Here is a 20,748-nt window from a genome sequence, read left to right on the forward strand (position 1 = left end):
GCCGGTGTGAGCGACCCCCAGCAGAATCCGGGCGATGCCCCGGAAGAAACCTTTATTTCCCATCTCGTCGAGCTTCGCGATCGCATCATTCGCGCGGGGCTGGCCGTGATCGTCGTGTTTCTCGGGCTCGTCTACTGGGCGCCCGACATCTTCCGGCTGCTCGCGCGGCCGCTGATGGAGAACCTGCCGAAGGGCGGCAGGATGATCGTGACCGACGTCACCGGCTCGTTCTTCGTGCCGATGAAGGTCACGATGCTCGTCGCGCTCGTGATCGCGCTGCCGGTCGTGCTGTACCAGATCTGGGCGTTCGTCGCGCCGGGGCTGTACCAGCACGAGAAGAAGCTCGTCGTGCCGCTCGTCGGCAGCAGCTACTTCCTGTTCCTGTGCGGGATGGCGTTCGCGTACTTCCTCGTCTTCCCGACGATCTTCCGCGTGATGGCGCACTACAACGCGCCGCTCGGTGCGGAGATGTCGACCGACATCGACAACTACCTGAGCTTCGTGCTCGGGATGTTCATCGCATTCGGGGTCACGTTCGAGGTGCCGATCATCGTCGTGTTGCTCGTACGCATGGGCGTGCTGACGGTGAAGAAGCTGAAGGAGATCCGGCCGTACGTGATCGTCGGCGCCTTCATCGTCGCGGCGGTCGTCACGCCGCCGGACGTGTTCTCGCAACTGATGCTCGCGCTGCCGCTCATCGTGCTGTTCGAGATCGGGCTGCTGGCCGCACGGTTCTTCGTGCCGAAGCCGACGGAAGAGACCGAAGCGGAGAATGGCGCCGCGGGGTGACGAAGGCGCTGCACGCGGCGGCCCGGCGATGTTTCAAAAGCCGAGCGTTGCGCGGATGGTGCGGAGCGGTTGACCGCCGCCGGGCAAGACAAGCGATGCAAAGCAAAAGGGCAGCCGGATCGGCTGCCCTTTTTTTCATGTCCGGCTACCGCTCGCAGGCGGCGCGGCCGCGCCGCCCGGCGGGCGTCATTCGGAGTCGCTGTCCTGATCGTCGAGCGTCTGTTTCGGCGGCGGCGGGCGCTTGCCGATCACGACGTTCACGTCGAACTCCTTGCCCTTGCGCACGACGTGCACCTTGGTCGGCGTGCCCGGCTTGATCTGCGCGACGGTGTTCAGCAGCTTCGTCGTGTCGGTGATTTCGTCGCCGTTCACGCTGACGAGGATGTCGCCCGGCTTGATGCCGGCCTTGTCGGCCGGGCCGCCCTGCAGCACGCCCGCGACGATCGCGCCCGATTTCTGCGACAGCCCGAACGACTCGGCGATCTCCGGCGTGACGTCCTGCGGCTCGACGCCGATCCAGCCGCGCGTGACCGAGCCGTTCGTGATGATGCTTTCGAGCACGGTGCGTGCGGTCGACACGGGGATCGCGAAGCCGATGCCGAGCGAGCCGCCCGAGCGCGAGTAGATCGCGGTGTTGATGCCGAGCAGGTTGCCGTTCACGTCGACCAGCGCGCCGCCCGAGTTGCCGGGGTTGATCGGCGCGTCGGTCTGGATGAAGTTCTCGAACGTGTTGATGCCGAGGTGATTGCGGCCGAGCGCGCTGATGATCCCCATCGTGACCGTCTGGCCGACGCCGAACGGGTTGCCGATCGCGAGCACGACGTCGCCCACGCGAGCCTGGTCGGAGCGGCCGAGCGTGATCGTCGGCAGATTCGTCACGTTGATCTTCAGCACCGCCAGATCGGTTTCCGGGTCGCTGCCGATCACCTTCGCGGTGGCCGTGCGGCCGTCGGCGAGCGCGACTTCGATCTGGTCGGCGCCGTCCACGACGTGCTGGTTCGTTAGAATGTAACCTTCCGGGCTCACGATAACGCCCGAGCCGAGGTTGGCGGCCGGTTCGTCCTGCTGCTTGCGGGCGTTGCGGTCGCCGAAGAAGTAGCGGAACAGCGGGTCTTTCGCGCGCGGATCGGGCGGCAAAGAGCCGTCCTTGCTGGAGAATACGTTGACGACGGCCGGCATCGCCTTTTGCGCCGCCTCGGCGTACGACGTGGTCGCCGGTGCGCCGCCGATGCCCGGCGCGACCTCCCGCAGTGCAACGATCGGCGTGGCGAGCTGCTTGCCGAGCTGTCCTTGCCGTTGCAGCCATTGCGGCTTGAGCGTCACGACGATGAACATCAGCGCGAGCAGTACGGTTACCGCCTGCGCGAAGAACAGCCAGAAGCGTCTAAGCATCTGAATGGATTAGAGGTTTATATGGATCGGATCGAACTTGAATTGTACTTGAACAATACCCTTGAAATCGCGCGCTTCAAGGACTATTGCCCGAACGGCCTCCAGGTCGAGGGGCGCCGCAAGATCGAGAAGATCGCCACCGGCGTCACGGCATCGGTCGCCTTCCTCGAGGCGGCGCTCGAATGGGGGGCGGATGCGGTGCTCGTCCATCACGGCTATTTCTGGCGCAACGAGGCGCCGCAGATCACCGGTCGCAAGTACCAGCGCCTGAAGCTGCTCCTCGCGAACGACCTGAACCTGTTCGCGTACCACCTGCCGCTCGACGCGCACCCGGAATTCGGCAACAACGCGCAGCTCGGCGAGAAGCTCGGGCTGATCGGCGAGCAGCGTTTCGGCGACGGCGATCTCGGCTGGATGGCGACGCTGCCGATGCCCGTCTCGCTCGAGCACTTCGTCGCGAAGATCGAGCGCACGCTCGGTCGCACGCCGCTCGTGCTCGGCGACCTCGACATGCAACTGCGCCGCATCGCGTGGTGCACGGGCGCCGCGCAGAGCTATTTCGACGCGGCGATCGATGCCGGCGCCGATGTGTTCCTCACCGGCGAGGTATCCGAATCCGTCACGCATGCGGCGGCCGAAAGCGGCGTCGCATTCGTTGCGGCGGGGCACCATGCGACCGAACGCTACGGAATCCAGGCGCTCGGGGCGCACTTGTCCGAAGAATTCGATATCGAACACCTTTTTATCGATATTCATAATCCGGTCTGAAGGCCGGATTTGCGGCGGCGCATCGAAATTTCGCTATGTAGCGGATGCTTAAAAGTGAAATGATTTAATCGCTTCTATAGTGGGGGAAAACCCTTAACTATCAACCACTTCGAACGGATTTTCATCTCCGGGCCTTGTAAATGGCGACTCCATTCGAGCAAACTAGCGACGGAATGGAAAGTCGTGACGGAAAATCCAACTCAGAAGTGGGGCGTGTGATGCGAGACAAGGAAGAGAAACGCGTCGACAGCGGCCGCCGTACCTGGCTGATTGCGACATCCGTAGCAGGTGGCGTAGGAGGCGTAGCCACCGTCATACCTTTCGCGGCGTCGCTGGCGCCGTCCGCAAAAGCAAAAGCGGCCGGCGCGCCGGTCGAGGTCGACATCAGCAGCCTGAAACCCGGCGAGATGGTTACCGTGCCGTGGCGCGGCAAGCCGGTCTGGATCCTGAACCGCACCGACGACATGCTGGCCGACGTGGTCAAGGCCGACAAGGAAGTGGCCGATCCGACCACGAAATCCCCGTATTCGATGCCGTTGCCCGCGTATTGCGCGAACGAGTACCGTTCGCGCACCGATCGCAAGAACATTCTCGTCGTGATGGCCGTGTGTACGCACCTCGGCTGCACGCCAAGCCAACGCTTCACGCCGGGTCCGCAGCCGAACCTGCCGGACGACTGGCCGGGCGGTTTCCTGTGCCCGTGTCACGGTTCGACCTACGACCTCGCCGGCCGTGTGTTCAAGAACAAGCCGGCGCCTCAGAATCTCGACATCCCGCCCTACATGTTCACGTCGGCGACGACCCTCGTGATCGGCAAGGACGAGAAAGGAGAAGCGTGATGGCCGACAACAAGGAAGTCTCCACGACAGGTCTCACCGGCTGGATCGATCAGCGCTTCCCGCTCACGTCCACCTGGAAAAAGCACGTTTCCGAGTACTACGCGCCGAAGAACTTCAACTTCTGGTACTTCTTCGGCTCCCTCGCGCTGCTCGTGCTCGTCAACCAGATCGTCACGGGCATTTTCCTGACGATGAACTACAAGCCCGACTCGACGCTGGCGTTCTCGTCGGTCGAGTACATCATGCGCGAGGTGCCATGGGGCTGGCTGATCCGCTACATGCACTCGACCGGCGCATCGATGTTCTTCGTCGTCGTGTATCTGCACATGTTCCGCGGGCTGATGTACGGGTCGTACCGCAAGCCGCGCGAACTCGTGTGGATCTTCGGCTGCGCGATCTTCCTGTGCCTGATGGCCGAGGCGTTCTTCGGCTACCTGCTGCCGTGGGGCCAGATGTCGTTCTGGGGCGCGCAGGTGATCGTGAACCTGTTCTCGGCGATCCCGTTCGTCGGCCCGGACCTGTCGCTGTGGATTCGCGGCGACTACGTCGTGTCCGACGTCACGCTGAACCGGTTCTTCGCGTTCCACGTGATCGCGATTCCGCTCGTGCTGGTCGGCCTCGTGATCGCGCACCTGGTCGCACTTCACGAAGTGGGGTCAAATAACCCGGACGGCATCGAGATCAAGGCGAAGAAGGACGAGAACGGCATCCCGCTCGACGGCATCCCGTTCCATCCGTACTACTCGGTGCACGATTTCTTCGGCGTCTGCGTGTTCCTGATGGTGTTTGCGTTGATCGTGTTCTTCGCGCCGGAGATGGGCGGCTACTTCCTGGAGTCGAACAACTTCGTGCCGGCGAACCCGCTGCAGACGCCGCCCGAGATCGCGCCGGTCTGGTATTTCACTGCGTTCTACGCGATGCTGCGCGCCACCACCGATCCGTTCAAGATCGTGCTGATGATCGTGATCGCGCTGCTCGGCGTGCTGGCGCTGATCCGTGCGCGCGGCAAGTGGAAGGCCGGGCTGCCGGTGCTGGCCGCGGCGATCGTCGTGTTCATGTTCCTGACGGAGTCGAAGTTCTGGGGTGTCGTCGTGATGGGCTCGGCGGTGATCACGCTGTTCTTCCTGCCGTGGCTCGACCGCAGCCCGGTGAAGTCGATCCGCTACCGGCCGCTGTTCCACAAGGTGTTCCTCGGGATCTTCGTCGCGGCGTTCCTGACCCTCGCGTTCCTCGGCACACGGCCGCCATCGCCGGCCGCGACGCTGATTGCGCAGGGCTGCGCGCTGATCTACTTCGCGTTCTTCCTCGGCATGCCCGTCTGGACGCCGCTTGGCACGTTCAAGCAGCCGCCGGAGCGGGTGCGCTTCAAGCCCCATTAACGTGAGCGAGGAGAGAACGACATGAAGAAACTGCTTTCGACGCTCGCGCTGATCGGGGTGACGGCCGTTGCGCTGCTCGTGGCGCCCGCCGCACGTGCGGAAGGTAATTTTCCGCTCGACCGGGCGCCCGATAACACGGAAAATCTCGTTTCGCTTCAACACGGCGCGCAATTGTTTGTAAACTATTGCCTGAACTGCCACAGCGCGAACCTGATGCGCTACAACCGTCTGACGGATCTGGGCATATCCCAGAAGGAGATCGAAACGAATCTCCTGTTCACGACCGATAAGGTCGGGAACACGATGTCCGTTGCGATGCGGCCCGAAGACGCGAAGAACTGGCTCGGCACCACGCCGCCCGACCTGTCGGTCGAGGAGCGGGCGCGCGGCCGCGACTGGCTGTATACGTATCTGCGCGGTTTCTACCGCGACGATACGCGGCCGACCGGCTGGAACAACGCGGTGTTCGAGAACGTCGGCATGCCCAACGTATTGTGGCAACTGCAGGGGCAGCGCACGGCCAAATTCGAAGACAAGACGGACGAGGAGACGGGCGAGAAGGTCCACACGCTCGTCGGCTTCCAGCAGGTCACGCCGGGGACGTTGTCGTCGGCGGATTATGATGCTGCGGTAGCCGACCTGGTGGCCTATATGACATGGATGGCCGAGCCGGCCCAGCAGACCCGCAAACGCCTCGGCGTGTGGGTGCTGATCTTTCTCGGTGTCCTGACTTTCCTGGCCTGGCGGCTCAATGCCGCGTACTGGAAAGATATCAAGTAAACACGCCTGACCGGCGTGGGGCCGGCGCAAGGCGGAACCCGTGAAAGGGGTTGCGCCGCGTGCCGGCCCTCGGCTTTTTTGAGGAAACGCAAATATGATGGTTCTGTATTCCGGCACAACTTGCCCGTTCTCCCAGCGTTGCCGGCTGGTGTTGTTCGAGAAGGGCATGGACTTCGAAATCCGTGACGTCGACCTGTTCAACAAGCCGGAAGACATTTCGGTGATGAACCCGTACGGTCAGGTGCCGATTCTGGTCGAGCGCGACCTGATCCTGTACGAATCGAACATCATCAACGAATACATCGACGAGCGCTTCCCGCATCCGCAGCTGATGCCGGCGGATCCGGTGCAGCGCGCGCGCGCGCGCCTGTTCCTGCTCAACTTCGAGAAGGAGCTGTTCGTTCACGTCAGCACGCTCGAGAACGAGAAGGGCAAGGCTGCGGAGAAGAACCACGAGAAGGCACGCCTCGCGATCCGCGATCGCCTGACGCAGCTCGCGCCGATCTTCGTGAAGAACAAGTACATGCTCGGCGAAGAGTTCTCGATGCTCGACGTTGCGATCGCGCCGCTGCTGTGGCGTCTGGATCACTACGGTATCGAGCTGTCGAAGAATGCCGCGCCGCTGATGAAGTACGCGGAACGGATCTTCAGCCGTCCGGCCTATATCGAAGCACTGACGCCGTCCGAAAAGGTCATGCGTCGTTGATGATGCAATGAGTGCATGACGGAGCGGGCGGCGCGGCGTGCCGCGTGCCCGCTCCGGGTTCGAGGATTGTGATGCAAGAGATTTCAACGAAGCCTTATCTGCTGCGCGCGCTGTACGAGTGGTGCACCGATAACGGTTACACGCCGCATATCGCGGTGAGGGTCGACAACTCGACGCGCGTGCCGCGTCAGTTCGTGCGTGACGGCGAGATCGTGCTCAACATCAGCTTCGAGGCGACGAGCCAGTTGCAGATGGGTAACGAGTGGATCGAGTTCACTGCCCGGTTCTCCGGGAAGGCGCACAAGATCGAGATTCCGGTGGCCAACGTGCTTGCGATCTACGCGCGGGAGAACGGTCAGGGGATGGCGTTCCAGGTCGATGCGGTGGCCGGCGAGGCCGAGGATTCGGGTGCATTCGAAGACGATGCCGCGCAGGCCGACGACGGTGCGTCGCGCGACGCGCCTTCGTCCACACTGACGCCCGTCGCCGACAGCGGCGCGAACGAGGAACCCTCCGAAGGCGCCGACGAACCGCCGAAATCCGATGGAGACGGGTCGAAAGGCAGCAGCAGACCTCGCCTCAAGATCGTGAAATGAGGTAGAATCTCGCGCTTACGCCGGCTTAGCTCATCTGGTAGAGCAGTTGATTTGTAATCATCAGGTGGCGGGTTCGAGTCCTGCAGCCGGCACCAAATCCGAAAAGGGGTTACGCGATGTTTGCGTAGCCCCTTTTTTCGTTTCGGCTCTCGCTTTGCGAGACGTTGAATTCGCGACGGGCTGGAGGCAAAGCTGCTTGGTGTGCGGTAAGCGCTCAAGCAGCGCGGCGAGAGCCGGAATCGACGCACATGTTTCCCGCTCGTCGGGATAAACATCCGTCACATCTGCCTGAACAACCCCGCATACGCGCGACTGACCGGCAATACTCCCGCTGCCCGCGCACGCGAATCCGCAGCCTTCCCGGCAAGTCGCGTTCGACGCGGTCGATCGCTGCGTATGCAACGATCACCCGCGATGCACCTGCGCGAATCGTTCCGAATCGAGCTGCGGCATCAGTTCCGTCAACAGCGTGCGAATCACAAGCCGCTGGTCGGCCGTCACCACTTCGGTGTATTTGTCCGCCGCCTGAAAATACAGCACGTCGTCGACTGCAACGAATCGCGTTGCATCCTTCACGCCCACCGTCGTGGGCCGCGACGCCCGGCTTCGTGATGCTGGCGTTCGCGGTACGAGGCGTGCTCGTCGGGATGCCGCTCGGGCGTGCGGTCAGCGTGGTCGTGCGCAGCATGCGCGAGGCCGGTGTAATGCATCGAAACGGCATTGCTCATCCGGTCGATTCTCGATGAGTCGATGAGGCCGAAAATGGTCGCCGAGGGCCGCAACGACGACGGCGCTGACGAACCCGAAACCCGGGCAGAATCGAACGAAAACGGGCATGCGGCGCGCGCCGTTGCGCCCCTGTTTTCCTGTCACGCCCGCGTCATGGTGTGCCCCTAAGGTTGCACGTTCCCGTCGCGGCGGCAGCGCCGCGAACGGGCATGCGCATCCCGCCCACGACGCCGTGCCCGCGTCGCCCAAGCGGCCAACCGGGATCTCGCTCCCGGCGGCGCATCGACCCTATACCGCACCATTCCATTCGAAAACACGATCGACGTCGGTTCGAATTGAATCGCACACCCGATCAGGAGACAGGGACCATGCTGAGTCCGCATGAATTTTCGATGCTGCTGCGCATTGCGCGCTCGCCGGACGGCGTCGACCCGACGAACCCGGCCTTCGCCGTGCTCGTCGAAAAGCGGCTGGTCGACGATACGCAGGTGCGTGTGAATGCCGTCGCCGTGCGTCCGGCGCTGACGCCGATCGGACAACGGTTGCTTGCCCGCTTCGACGAAGCGGCTTGAGGGAAGGAAACGGAACCGCGGACGAGCGTCACGCCTTCCCCGCAGCGAAGGACGTGACGCCTTGAAAGCGCGGAAACCCGCTTACTGCGCGACCGGCACGGTCACGTCGCTGCCGAACCAGTGCATCGAGATCTTCTTCAACGTGCCGTCCTTGCGCAGCGAATCCAGTGCATCGTTGATCGCCTTCTCGAACTTCGGATTGCCCTTGCGGAACGGAATCGCCATCTCCTGCTTGCCGCCGTTCAGCACCGCGCCCGCGCGCAGCGGCAGGTTCGACGTCTTGATCATGTACGGCAGCATCAGGCGGTCGTCGAGCGTCGCTTCGATCCGGCCGGCGGCGAGGTCGCGCAGCTTTTCCGGCGCGCCCGGATACGTCTGCACCTCGATGCCCGGCACGCTGCGCGCCATCTGGTCGTAGTTGGTACCGAGCGTCACGCCGAGCTTCTTGCCCTTGAAATCGTCGAGCGACTTGAAGCTGCGCGTGTCGTCCTTGCGCTGGATCAACTGCGCGGCCGAGTACGTGTACGGCTCGCTGAAGTCGAGCGCTTCCTTGCGCTGCGGCGTGATCGTGACCTGATTCACGATCACGTCGAACTTGCCGGCCTGCAGCCCGGCGATGATGCCGCTCCATTCGGTCGGGACGAACTGCGTCTTCACGCCGAGCTTGCCGGCGACCGCATTCGCGACGTCGACGTCGAAGCCCTCGAGTTGCCCCGACGTGCCGCGCGAGTTGAACGGCGGATACGTACCTTCGAGGCCGACCCGCAGCACGCCGGCTTTCTTCACCGAGTCGAGCAGGTCTTCCGCGTGTGCGGCGATGGCCGTGAAACCGAGAGCCGACGCGAGCAGCAGGCCCGACAACAGGAACTTCGAACGTTTCATCGCAGATCTCCAGGGTTCAGTGTGGTAATCGAGCGCCGGGCATCGATCGTGCCCGGGCTGGGCCGGAATACGGGCACGTAGACACTACTCGCAACCGGCGCGCACCGGAAGTCGAAGTGGCCCTGATTGCAATCGATTTCAGCAGGCGGTGGGGTGGCGGGCGCAGCGTGACGACGCCGCCGGCATGGTCCGGATTTTTGTTCCGGCAGGCCGACTGCCTTGTTGTGAACAGGCTTGGGAATACTCCTTTAAATCAGGTCATTTTCCAATTGATTCAGTAATTTGTCTGTAAAATCGCGCAAACGAAATCGAATATCGCGCCGTCCGAGGGTGCGTCAGAAGAAGAAAAGGCCGTTGCCATGAACATGCAGAACACTGTTGCCGCATTGCGCGGCGGGTTGCTTCAGCAGGACCGGCTGCTGAAGCTCGATACCCCGTTGGGCGCCAATGTCCTGACCGTGCAGCGAGCGGTCGGGCGATCGCGCATCGGGCGCGCGTACGAATTCACGCTCGACGTGCTGTCGGCCGATAGCGACCTGGAACTTAAAAAACTGATCGCGCAACCCGTCACGTTGTGGATTCAGCAAGGCGATCGCAGCTACCGTCCGATCAACGGATATGTGCACACCGCGCGCCGCCTCGGCGCCGACGGCGGGCTCACGACGTATCAGCTCACGTTCGCCGATTTCACCCATTTCCTGAAGTTTCGTCGCGACCAGCGGCTCTGGAACGACACCACCGTCGACCAGATCATCAGCGACGTGCTGAACCGGCATCCGCAGGCGCAGGGGCACTTTCGTTTCGCGCTGTCGCAGCCGCTGCCGAGCCGTTCGTACACGCGCCAGCACGACACCGACTGGCATTTCGTGCACCGGCTGATGGAGAGCGAAGGGCTCTACTGCACGTGGCAGCAGGCCGACGACGGCAAGTCGCATACGCTCGTGATCACCGACAACCTGCAGGCGTTCGCGCCGCTGTCGCCGGAAACCGTGCGCTTCTACCGTGGCGGCGCGGCGAGCGAAGCCGACGCGTTCACGCAATGGTCGGGATCGCGTACGTTGCAAAGCGTGACGCGAACGACGCGCACGTTCGACTACAAGAATCCGGCGCAGCCGTCGAACCCGAAGGGCACGACGCTACCGACGATGGGCGGTCAGGGCGAATTGCCGGATCAGCTCGAAGTCTACGAGTACACCGGCGCGTACACGTATCTGGACCAGACGCGCGGCGACCATCTCACGAAAATCCGGATGGAGGAGTGGGAGTCGCAGGCGAAGCGCTTCCACGGCGCGGGCGGCGTGCGCGCGATCGATGCCGGCCGGCGCTTCACGCTCGCGGATCATCCCGAGCACGATCGCGATCCGGCCGACCAGCGCGAATTCGCCGCGATCGATGTCGCATGGTGGATCGAGAACAACCTGCCCGTTGCGAGCAGCAGCGCGGATTTTCCGTACAGCCTGCGCGAAGCGTTGACGCAGACGCAGGAAGGCTACGGCGCCGACCCCGCGTTTCGCGTGCCGCATGACGACGGTTCGGTCGGCTTCTACCTCGTCGAGGTCGAGGCGCAGCGCGTGAACGTGCCGTATCGCAGCCCGTTCGAGCATCACAAGCCGAAGATGCATCTCGAGACGGCGATCGTCGTCGGGCCGCAAGGCGAGGAAGTCTATACCGACGAGTTGAACCGGATCCGTGTGCAGTTCGTATGGGATCGGCTGAACCCGGGCAACGAGAACGCATCGTGTTGGGTGCGGGTCGTGCAGTCGGATACCGGGGGCGGCTACGGCGGCGTGCACGTGCCGCGCATCGGCGAGGAAGTGCTGATCGATTACGTCGGCGGCGATTGCGACCGGCCGCTGGCGGTCGGGCGCGTGTACAACGGCGCGAACCAGCCGCAGTGGCATAGCGACGGGATTCTCTCCGGGTATCGGTCGAAAGAGTATTCGGGCAGCGGCTACAATCATCTCGTGATGGACGACGCGACCGGACAGAACCGCGTGCAGCTGATGAGCAGCAGTGCGAACAGCCTGCTGCATCTCGGCTACATCATCGACCAGAACGGCAATGCGCGCGGGTCGTATCTGGGCAGCGGGTTCGATCTGCGCTCGGATGCGTATGGCGCGGTGCGGGCGAGCCAGGGCTTGTACGTGACGACGCATCCCAAGGCGGCGAACAGCCAGCCGCTCGACGTGAAGGAGGCGCAGCAGCAGCTCGTGACCGGCGAGAGCCTGGTCGAAGCGATGTCGGGCGTGAGCGAACAGCATCAGGCGGAGAGCCTGAAGGATGCGCACGACACGATGCGCGCATTTGCCGACGCAACGCAGAACAACGTATCGGGCAGCACGTCCGGTGGCCGCACCGCAGGCGGCGGCACGGGCAGTGCGAACGCGTTCAAGGAACCGGTGATGCTGTTCGGCAGCCCGTCCGGGATCGGGATGTCGACGCAGCAGTCGCTGCACATGGTCGCGAACGATCACGTGAACGTCGCGAGCGGGCAGAGCGTGCATGTCGCGACGGGCAAGTCGCTGATCGGCAGCATCGGGCAGAAGCTGAGCCTGTTCGTGCAGAACGCGGGGATGAAGTTGTTCGCGGGCAAGGGCAAGGTCGAGATCCAGGCGCAGTCGGACAACGTCGAGGTGACCGCGCAGAAGGCGGTGAAGGTCGTGTCGGCCACCGACCGGATCGAGATCGCGGCCGATCAGGGGATTCTGCTGACGAGCGGCGGCGGGTATATCCGCATCCAGGGCGGGAACATCGAGATCCATACACCGGGTGCGGTGGATGTGAAGGGTGCGTCGCATACGTTCGCCGGGCCGGCGAGCATGGGATATCCGTTGCCGAGCCCGCGGCCGGATCAGCCGGGGCAACTGGAGTTGTTTCACAAGTACGTGAACGGCGAGGCGGTGAAGGGCGGGCTGTTCACGGTGAGAGACGTGAACGGCGCCGTGCTGAAGAAAGGTGCGCTCGATAACAGCGGGTATACGGCGGTGAGTGGTTTGCCGCCGGGCGCGGTGCGTGTCGAGTTCGGGAAGGATCCGCGCGAGTCGGATCAGCCGGCGAATTACTTTAAGCAGGCCCAGTGGCCGGTCGAGCCTGTTGAGCCGTCGCCGCAGGCAGCGCAGGCCGCGGCGACGGAGCAGCTCGCGAGCCAGTTGAAGGGGATGGCGCCGGCGGCGACGACGGCTGCGATGGGGCTCGTGAGCGGAGGTGGGGCCGGTGCCGCGTTGGGCGGACTGGCGAGCTCCGCGTTGCCGGCCGCGGCAAGTGTGCTGGGTGGGGCAGGCGCAGCGTCTGCGCTGCAGACGGCCTCGAGCCTGGGCAGTGCCGCGAAGCAGGTGGCCGGGATGGTGCAGGCAGCGCGGCAAGGCGGGCTCGCGGCGCTGGCCGCGCCGGTTGCGAATGCGGCATCCGGCGCGCTGCAGGGTGCATTGCCGGGCGTTGCCGGGATCGCCGGCAAGGGGGCTGCGACGGTGGCGTCGGCTGCCGGTGCGACGGGCATGAAGCTGCCGACGAGCGGGTTCGGCGGACCGCTGAAATCCTGAGAGGGCGGCATATCAGCCGTCTAGAACAACAACAGATCGAGATTTGAACGAAGAACGACATGGCACAACAACTTCCACCGGGCGCCGAGAACGAACAGGCCGTTTCCTGGCTCAGCGATATTTCGCCGAAGGATGTGGCGGCGGGAGGCGACCGTTTCAATAAGTGGTTGCTCAAGATCAGCGGCAATCACATTTCGTTCGAGGATCTCAAAACCTTCGCAAGCGCGGTGCCGATCATCGGCAACCTGATGGCGTTTTACGATGCGGTGTGCGACATCGTGATGATCGTCGAGAAGCGCCACGCCAATCTGCTCGATTACCTCGGGCTCGCGATCAACCTGATCGGGGTCATTCCGGTTCCGCCGCCGCTGGCATCGTTCCGGCTGTCGGCACGCCCGCTGCTGGCGCTCGTGCGCAATCAGTTGCTGGTGTCTCGCGGCAATCTCGGCGCGGCAGTCATTGCGGTGCTTGTCACGCATGTCAACGCCGCGGCCGCGACCGAAATCGAAAACTTCCTGAAGACCCTGCAGGATGTTCTCGCCGAACTGCTGAACGACTGCGCGCATAAGGCGCAGGAATTGATGGTCGGTATTGCTACCGGACTCGAACTCGCACTCAAAGGGCAAATTTTCGACAGCAGCGCCAACGTTCGACGTACTGCGCAGATCGCTCGGAAGATGGACAAGCGGTCCTGGTACAACCCGATGCTGGTGGTCGATGCGTTCGAGTACGGCTACGAAGGTTCGATTGCGTTGGGGAAGGAAGCCGGAAACGCGACGATCGGGACTGCTGCGAAGCTCGCTCCGGATTCGTGGCTGCAACCGTTCCGGGATATCGTCGCGTTCCTGAAGACCGAGGCGCCGAAAGTCGCGAACGCGATCCGTGATCTGAACGGCAGCGAAGAAGGCAAGATGCTGTGGCTGATCGCGCAAGTGATCGAGGCCGTGGCGAGGGTGCGTGCGCGCGGGAAGCTTCATGAAAAGACCGCCGAGGTGCCGCCCGGTGGGAAGGGCCGGGCGCAGCACGAGCGTCCTCAGGAGTCGTTGGGTGCGACTGGAGAGCAGGAGCGTGCGGGAGGTGCGGGCCAAAGTCCTTGCAAGGGCTGCCAGATCGGTGCGTCGACCGGGTCGATCGATTTTGCTTTCGGCGACGAGACCTTCACGCATACGGACTTCGAACTGCCCGGCGCGTTACCGCTTGTCTGGGCGCGTACGTATCGGTCACGGCTGTCTGCATACGACCACGGCGAACTCGGCGCGCGATGGCTCACGCCGTACACGACGCGCATCGATGTCGAAGGCGACACTTGGTTCTATCGCGACGCCAGCGGGCGAAGCATCGAATATCGCGCCGTCGAGGTCGGAGGCGCGCATGACGATCTTTCTGAAAACCTGACGCTGTCGCGGCTCGACGATACGTGGGCCACGATTGCATACGGCCATGACGAACTGCACGTGTACGAGCGGCGCGGCCATGCGTTCCGGTTGGCGATGCAGAAGGATCGCGCAGGTAACACCATCACGCTCGACTATGATGCGCTCGACCGCGTGGCACGCTTGATCGACGCAAACGGCAACGTGCTGTCGTTCGAGCACGACAAGGCAGGGCGGATCGTGCTGATCGAGCAGGTGCTCGAGGACGGCAAGCGCAGGACGCTGGCGAGTTACGCCTATGACGAAGCGGGCGATCTCGTCCGGGCGGCCGATCGGCACGGCAACACGTGGAACTATCAGTACGACCGCCATCTCGTGACGCGCTATACCGATCGTACTGGCCGCGGGATGACGCTTGAGTGGGACGGCGCGGATGCTGACGACAACGCGAACGCGAAATGCGTGCGCGAGTATGCGGACGACGGCAGCCTCGATATCCGCCTTGCGTGGCATCCGAACATTCGACTGACCTACGTGACCGATGCACTCGGTCAGATGACGCGCTATTACTTCAACATCAAGGGGTACGTTTATCGAATCGCTTATCCGGACGGAAACGAGGAGTGGTTCCGGCGCGACGAACACAACAATCTGACGCTGCACATTCTGCAGGACGGCAGCATCGAGCAGATGCGTTATGACGCACGCGGCAACCGGACATGGCATGAGCGCGCGGACGGCAGCATCGTCGAGATGGCATACGACCACAAGGATCAGATGATCCGGCTCGTCGATCCGAACGGGCATGTGTGGCAGCGCAAGTACGACGACGCGGGCAACCTCGTGGAGGAAATCGATCCGCTCGAGCACGCGACGAAGTACGAGTACAACGACAAGGGATTGCCGACGCAGATCACCGATGCGAAGGGCGGTTCGAAGGCGCTTGAATACAACGGTGCCGGGCAATTGACGAGCTACACGGACTGCTCCGGCAAGAAGACGGAGTGGCGGTACGACGATATCGGTCGCGTAATCGAGGCGAAGGATGCGTCCGGTGGCGTGGCTGCTTATGGTTATGCCCCGAACGGTCGATTGACGGAGATGCGTTCACCGGCCGGTGTCGAGCAGGTGCAATACGACGCGGAAGGTCGCTTGCTGCGGCATACCGATCAACTCAACCGGTCGACGCGATACGGCTATGACGCGGTCGGCCGCATTGCGAGCCGCGCGGATGCACTCGGACAGACACTTGCGTATCGCTATGACCGTCTCGGTCGCTTGAGTGCGCTGACCGATGCCCATTTTGCGACGTACCAGTTTCACTACGATCCGGCTGGACGGCTGATCGAGGAAATTGGCTTTGACGGCAAGTCGACGCGCTATCAGTACGACAAGGAGAGCGGTAGCCTCGTTTCGGTCGATGAAGCGGGTTGCGTGACGTCGATCGACGTCGATGCGAACGGCCGGCTGATGACGCGTGTCGCGGGGGAAAGCGAGGAACGGTTTGCCTATGACCCGAGCGGCAGGTTGATCGACGCGGTGAATCGGCACAGCCGCGTGCAGTTCTTCTTCGATCCGGTCGGCAATCTGGTGCGTGAACATCACGCGTACGATCTGTTCGGCGAGCAGCGCAGCTACGTGTGGCATCACGAGTACGACGAGCTCGGCAACCGGCGACGGACCGTGCGCCCGGACGGGCATGCGGTCGACTGGTTGATGTACGGCTCGGGGCATGTGCACGGGATGCTGCTCGATGGCGAGGAGCGCGTGCAGTTCGAGCGTGACGACTTGCATCGCGAGACGGTACGTGTGCTGTCGAGCAAGGTCGGGCAGCGCACGCACTACGATCCGGCCGGGCGTGTGCTGCAGCAGACGATCCAGCGGTCGACGTCACCTGCGCCGCTTGCCGAACGGCGGTATCGCTATGACGCGGCGGGACAACTCGCGCGGATCGAAGACAGCCGCAAGGGCGGGATCGACTATCGATACGATCCGGTCGGGCGGTTGATCGAGGCGGTGAGTCCGGTCGCGAAGGAACGATTTGCGTTTGATCCGGCGAGCAACATCATCGACCCCGTGCGAACGACGGAGACGCCTGCGTCGCGTCCGAGCCCGGTGCGGCCGGAAAGCACGTTGCCGGTCGAGGTGCCGAAAGTACTGGGTAACCTGCTGAAGGCGTATGCGGGGATGCACTTCGAGTACGACGCGCGCGGGAATCTGGTGCGCAAGCGTACGCCGGCGGGTGAGCAGGAATACGAGTGGGACGAGTTCAATCGCTTGATGTCTGCGCGGGTTGCGGAGACGTCGCGGCAGAGTCGGTCACGGTATTTCTATGATGCGTTCGGTCGTCGGATCGCGAAAGAGGTGAACGGCGAGCGGACGGTGTTCGGGTGGGATGGTGATACGCTGGCGTATGAGAGCGATGGAGAGCGCGGCACGCACTATATCTACGAACCGGGAACGTTCGTGCCGCTGGCGCAGTATGTGGCGGGGGCGGTAACGGGTATCGAGACGCCGGAGTGGAAGAATACGGATCGCTATGTGCCGGAGGAGGATCCACTGCAGAAGGTGCCGGAGCGACGAGGCGATGCGGCGCTGTTTTATTACCACTGTGACCAGATCGGTACGCCGCAACTGCTGACGGATGACGACGGTGACGTCGTGTGGGAAGCGTCGTACAAGGCCTGGGGCGAAGCGCGGGAGGTGATTGCGCGAGTTTCGAAGGCGGCGGGGATCGTGGCGAACAATTCGTTGCGGTTTCAGGGGCAGCAGGTCGATGAGGAGACGGGGTTCGCGTATAACCGGTATCGGTACTATGATCCGAGTTCGGGGCGGTTCGTGTCGAAAGACCCTATCGGGCTCGCTGGCGGGATCAACGTTTATCAATACGCTGATAACCCGACGGGCTGGATTGATCCACTTGGTCTCGCGAAGCGATGCGGGTGCCCATGTGGCGTTGAGCCCCACGGTAATCAACCGAGCCCCCGGCCGTCTGGCTATCAGAGTCACCACATCATTCAGGATCGTTGGGCTAAGGCGAACGAAATCGAGGGGTACAACTATCGAGAAGCTCCTGCAATTCTTATCCCACAAAACCCGATCCACAAAGCGATCAGCGATAGCCAGAACGCACGTCGCGACGCAATGACGGCTGCGGGACAGGACCCGTGGGCTACCAGCATTCAGGATCAATTCAACTATTCGTCTCAAGATATGCGGGCTGCTGGGATCTCGGACGACTGCCGTAAGCGTGCCTTGAAGAAGGCGTACAAGTACTTCGACCAACTCGGAGCCATCAAATGACGGATTTCACAGCGTTGCTGGGCGTCGACTTTCACAGAAGGGCTCCCGCTACCCGCGCAGAAATCGCTAGCCTGGAAAAGACACTAGGCGTCCTGCTTCCATTGAACTATAAGGACTTCCTTGCGTGGTCGGATGGGGGCGAGGGCGGAGTTGGTGACCTCTATCTGTCCATGTGGGCCGTCGAGCAGGTCATCGAACTCAATGCCTTGTACTCGATCACAACACGCATGGGCCGGGGCTTTGTGGGCATCGGTACGGACGGTGGGGATTACTGCTTCGCTCTGGATCTCCGAAGGGACCAACGTTTCGTTGTCGTGCCGCTCGGTGCGCTAGCTGAGGATGAGGTCAAATCACTGGCAAGCGATCTCGTTGCCGGGTTGACCGCCATCCACGACGGCCACATAACGGGCAACGATCTATAACCGGTATCGGTACTATGATCCCGATACTGGTAAGTTCATATCCAAAGACCCGATTGGTCTGCAAGGTGGCTTGAACGTCTGGCAGTACGCGCCCAATCCGGTTGAGTGGGTCGATCCGCTCGGGTTGAGATGCGATAGCCCAGCAGAAAAGCTCCGACGAAAATTCTCAGCGCTTGAAGGAGCGCAAGCGACCGCAGATCGAGTGCGTGCCTTGCCCGACGGGCGTATTCGGTATTACGACAAGGAAGCGTTAGCGAGAACGCAGGGCCCAACGAGAGGGCGTTCACACGTTACGGAATGGAACCCGGGCACTGGCCAAGTACGTGTTTGGGAAGAGACGTATGATCATTCTGAAGCGGTGAATCGCGTTCACCCAAAAATGAACGATGGTGAGGTTCTAGATTTGCCGCACTACCCGCCGACCAAGGCGGATATCGATCAAGGAAAGGCAACATCGAGCGGAAGGGCAATTAATTGCCGGTGTAGGTGCTGACTATGAACCAACGCGATGAAAAACTAAGGCTGGTAAGGGAAATAATCGAGTTCATAGAAACTCAACCTTATGATCCGGAGATCTGTGCTCGATATGTCTACGTCAAATCGCTTGATGCGAGAGCATATCGTTATGGCGACAAGAGACTGAATGTGCTACTAGACGCCATTGGTGGAATGAGCGCTGGAGAAGAGTTCTTCTATTCAAAGGATGAACTGCTAGAAATGCTGAAGTTGTACTTATCCGAAATGCAGTAAGAACCAAGGGCCGCGGTTGCGGCCCTTGTTGTTATCGAGGTTGGTGGCGATTCGGGCCGATGGTGATCTGCTCGACCTGCGTCACTGCGGGTGCAAACTAGGCGGCCGCAGCACTGCGCCCGATCTACGCGGCCGCCAGCGAAGACGCCGCAAGGCAGGCGTTACAGGACTTCGCTGACGGCCCTTGGGGCGAGAAATACCCGACCATCGTGCAATCGTGGCAGCGGGCATGGGAGCACGTCGTACCGTTCTACGTGTTCCCGCCGGAGATTAGACGGGTCGTGTACACCACGAACGCCATAGAAAGTCTGAACATGCAGTTGCGCAAGATCATCAAGACCCGTGGTCACTTCCCGAATGACGAGGCGGCGATCAAGCTGCTCTGGCTGGCGCTGCGCAACGTGCTAGCCAAGACAGTGCGGACCGCTTTCGACTGGAAATCGGCGATGAACCAGTTTGCTATCCTGTTCGGAGAGCGATTTATGCAGGCGCGCGGATAACGTGCTGTTCACCGCCTTGCCCACAAAAATGCGGACAGGTTCCTCTGCTACAGGATGCCCATTATGAGTAGCTTCAATATGAATACGTTTTACAAGATCGAGGATGTGATCGACCTTGTAAAAAAACAAGAAAGATCGAGACTCGATCTACATGATTTATGTGCCGGAAAACACCGACGATTTGCTACCTGGTATGAACGTGTATGTCGGTGATGTACCCGAATTCGATGACGACGATAACGAGGTGCTGCCTCAATCTGTAATCGCGTTGGGGCTTGAGATGGGCTATATGCGCGAGCACTTCCAGGACGTTGTCGATTTAGCATACAAGCAGAAGCCAACCGCTTCATCCGAGGAGATTATTCGATGCCTGAACCACTACGCTGAGTACGATGACTTCTTAGACTTGCATTGACGACTCGAAGGAAAACTATGCTGGGGCCGCGTAAGCGGCCTTTGTTATTTGTGGGTACTTGAAAAGGTTGAGTACGCACGCACTACGATCCGGCAGGACGCGTGCTGCAGCAGACGATCCAGCGGCCGACGTTGCCGACGCCGCTTGCCGAGCGGCGGTATCGCCGCGGGGCAGTTGTCGCGGATCGAGGATAGCCGCAGGTCGGCCGACTATCGATACGATCCGGTCGGGCGGTTGATCGAAGTGGGCTCCCGACTCTTCGCGAACGTCGTGACCTGCACGTTTGAGGAGGGCATACATGTCGTCGATCCCGCGGGCCACAGCCCTCCCTTCAGCTACGCGATCCTGCGTCGCTGCATCGGAGATGGCGAGCAGGACGAGACGTTTGTCCTCGACACCTACTACATGGAGGCGGGTGAAGGGGGCAAATTGCGCCGCGATCGGTGCGTGTCCACAGCCACCACCGAGCCAACCCCGCGCCCCCCGCGCACGAAATTGGCATAATCACGGCTCGCTGACACGAGCGCTGCGACACCGGCACTTTCATGCACCTGCCATATCGCCGCTCCTGCGCATTGATTCCAGTCCAGTTACAGCCGCAATACCCATGTCGATCACCCATGCGACCACCGCGTCGCTGCAACACATTCTCGAGCACCCCGGCGACTTTTCCGGTTGGCTCTGCCTGCCGCCGATGCCATGGACGCTCGATACAGAGGGCGCATTCATCGAAGACGCCGACGACACCGAAGCCGACACACCGCCCACCACCGCCCCCCAACCCGGCTGGTGCGTCACGCTGAAAAGCGCGACGATCGAAGACATCGTGATCAATGCACATGACCAGGTCGACGAACCGACCGTCGCGCAATTGCTCGACGCATTCGTCTTCTACGTCGACAACGACGAATTCATTCTGCTCTGACGACGCGCGCCCCGCGCCACAGTAAAAAAGGACCGCCAGGCGGTCCTTCTTTCACGAAGCATCAGCGCCGGAGCGCAGCCCCGCCCCTC

The 20,748-nt window shown here is 62.0% G+C and carries 16 protein-coding genes, 1 tRNA gene and 4 pseudogenes; 18 read left to right on the forward strand and 3 right to left on the reverse strand.

Features of this window, described 5'->3' with window-relative positions; genetic code table 11:
- The first annotated feature begins 6 nt into the window (after window positions 1–6).
- Entirely contained in the window at window positions 7–789 is a 783-nt protein-coding gene (gene tatC, locus BME24068_RS15270; protein ID WP_096504267.1) for a twin-arginine translocase subunit TatC, read from the forward strand.
- Between the two features lie 186 nt (window positions 790–975).
- Here the strand turns inward: tatC and BME24068_RS15275 are convergent, their stop codons facing one another.
- Window positions 976–2,181 (reverse strand): Do family serine endopeptidase, encoded by a 1,206-nt coding sequence (locus BME24068_RS15275; RefSeq protein WP_096504269.1) that lies wholly within the window; start codon window positions 2,179–2,181, stop codon window positions 976–978.
- A 21-nt stretch (window positions 2,182–2,202) separates the two neighbouring features.
- Between BME24068_RS15275 and BME24068_RS15280 the strand changes: the two genes are divergently transcribed.
- The 7 genes from BME24068_RS15280 to BME24068_RS15310 all read left to right on the forward strand — a co-directional run bounded on the left by BME24068_RS15280 (window position 2,203) and on the right by BME24068_RS15310 (window position 7,344).
- On the forward strand, window positions 2,203–2,949 hold the full coding sequence (locus tag BME24068_RS15280) for a Nif3-like dinuclear metal center hexameric protein (protein WP_096504271.1): 747 nt from the start codon (window positions 2,203–2,205) through the stop codon (window positions 2,947–2,949).
- Between the two features lie 218 nt (window positions 2,950–3,167).
- Window positions 3,168–3,788, forward strand: coding sequence for a ubiquinol-cytochrome c reductase iron-sulfur subunit (gene petA, locus BME24068_RS15285; protein ID WP_096504273.1), 621 nt, complete (start codon window positions 3,168–3,170; stop codon window positions 3,786–3,788).
- The gene (locus tag BME24068_RS15290) at window positions 3,785–5,167 is read left to right on the forward strand and encodes a cytochrome b (protein ID WP_096504275.1); all 1,383 of its coding nucleotides are present in this window, start codon (window positions 3,785–3,787) and stop codon (window positions 5,165–5,167) included. Before petA ends, BME24068_RS15290 begins: the two co-directional genes overlap by 4 nt.
- A 21-nt stretch (window positions 5,168–5,188) precedes the next feature.
- A complete protein-coding gene (locus tag BME24068_RS15295; protein ID WP_174926548.1) occupies window positions 5,189–5,947 on the forward strand; it encodes a cytochrome c1 in 759 nt (252 codons plus the stop codon).
- 94 nt (window positions 5,948–6,041) lie between these two features.
- A complete protein-coding gene (locus BME24068_RS15300; protein WP_006400565.1) occupies window positions 6,042–6,653 on the forward strand; it encodes a glutathione S-transferase N-terminal domain-containing protein in 612 nt (203 codons plus the stop codon).
- 71 nt (window positions 6,654–6,724) lie between these two features.
- Window positions 6,725–7,249, forward strand: a complete 525-nt coding sequence (locus BME24068_RS15305; RefSeq protein WP_174926549.1) for a ClpXP protease specificity-enhancing factor — start codon at window positions 6,725–6,727, stop codon at window positions 7,247–7,249.
- 19 nt (window positions 7,250–7,268) lie between these two features.
- Window positions 7,269–7,344: transfer RNA gene (locus BME24068_RS15310), tRNA-Thr, on the forward strand.
- Window positions 7,345–7,527: 183 nt separating this feature from the next.
- On the opposite strand, the pseudogene BME24068_RS35380 reads toward BME24068_RS15310, so the two are convergent.
- A pseudogene (locus tag BME24068_RS35380) lies at window positions 7,528–7,834 on the reverse strand (LytTR family DNA-binding domain-containing protein); the annotation flags it as partial.
- 512 nt (window positions 7,835–8,346) lie between these two features.
- Between BME24068_RS35380 and BME24068_RS15320 the strand changes: the two are divergent.
- Window positions 8,347–8,550 (forward strand): hypothetical protein, encoded by a 204-nt coding sequence (locus BME24068_RS15320; protein ID WP_096504303.1) that lies wholly within the window; start codon window positions 8,347–8,349, stop codon window positions 8,548–8,550.
- 81 nt (window positions 8,551–8,631) lie between these two features.
- Here the strand turns inward: BME24068_RS15320 and BME24068_RS15325 are convergent, their stop codons facing one another.
- On the reverse strand, window positions 8,632–9,432 hold the full coding sequence (locus BME24068_RS15325; protein WP_096504305.1) for a transporter substrate-binding domain-containing protein: 801 nt from the start codon (window positions 9,430–9,432) through the stop codon (window positions 8,632–8,634).
- 359 nt (window positions 9,433–9,791) lie between these two features.
- On the opposite strand from BME24068_RS15325, the gene BME24068_RS15330 reads away from it, so the two are divergent.
- The 9 genes and pseudogenes from BME24068_RS15330 (at window position 9,792) to BME24068_RS15370 (ending at window position 20,659) form a co-directional block, all read left to right on the forward strand.
- Window positions 9,792–12,971, forward strand: coding sequence for a type VI secretion system Vgr family protein (locus BME24068_RS15330; RefSeq protein ID WP_174926550.1), 3,180 nt, complete (start codon window positions 9,792–9,794; stop codon window positions 12,969–12,971).
- A gap of 59 nt (window positions 12,972–13,030) precedes the next feature.
- A complete protein-coding gene (locus BME24068_RS15335; protein ID WP_174926551.1) occupies window positions 13,031–17,647 on the forward strand; it encodes an RHS repeat-associated core domain-containing protein in 4,617 nt (1,538 codons plus the stop codon).
- Window positions 17,644–18,069, forward strand: coding sequence for an SMI1/KNR4 family protein (locus tag BME24068_RS15340; protein WP_174926552.1), 426 nt, complete (start codon window positions 17,644–17,646; stop codon window positions 18,067–18,069). The genes BME24068_RS15335 and BME24068_RS15340 overlap by 4 nt, the downstream gene beginning before the upstream one ends.
- Window positions 18,065–18,562: pseudogene (locus BME24068_RS15345) on the forward strand (RHS repeat-associated core domain-containing protein); the annotation flags it as partial. The gene BME24068_RS15340 and the pseudogene BME24068_RS15345, both read left to right, overlap by 5 nt.
- 2 nt (window positions 18,563–18,564) lie before the next feature.
- A complete protein-coding gene (locus tag BME24068_RS15350; RefSeq protein ID WP_174926553.1) occupies window positions 18,565–18,819 on the forward strand; it encodes a hypothetical protein in 255 nt (84 codons plus the stop codon).
- Window positions 18,820–18,923: 104 nt separating this feature from the next.
- Window positions 18,924–19,319: pseudogene (locus BME24068_RS15355) on the forward strand (transposase); the annotation flags it as partial.
- A gap of 151 nt (window positions 19,320–19,470) precedes the next feature.
- Complete coding sequence (locus BME24068_RS15360; protein WP_239007834.1) at window positions 19,471–19,734, forward strand: DUF7716 domain-containing protein; 264 nt, start codon at window positions 19,471–19,473, stop codon at window positions 19,732–19,734.
- A 74-nt stretch (window positions 19,735–19,808) separates the two neighbouring features.
- Window positions 19,809–20,046, forward strand: a pseudogene (locus BME24068_RS35510) (RHS repeat-associated core domain-containing protein); the annotation flags it as partial.
- Between the two features lie 295 nt (window positions 20,047–20,341).
- The gene (locus BME24068_RS15370) at window positions 20,342–20,659 is read left to right on the forward strand and encodes a DUF7716 domain-containing protein (protein WP_174926554.1); all 318 of its coding nucleotides are present in this window, start codon (window positions 20,342–20,344) and stop codon (window positions 20,657–20,659) included.
- The last annotated feature ends 89 nt before the right edge of the window (window positions 20,660–20,748 follow it).

Source organism: Burkholderia anthina (assembly GCF_902498995.1).
GTDB classification, from domain to species: Bacteria; Pseudomonadota; Gammaproteobacteria; order Burkholderiales; family Burkholderiaceae; genus Burkholderia; species Burkholderia anthina.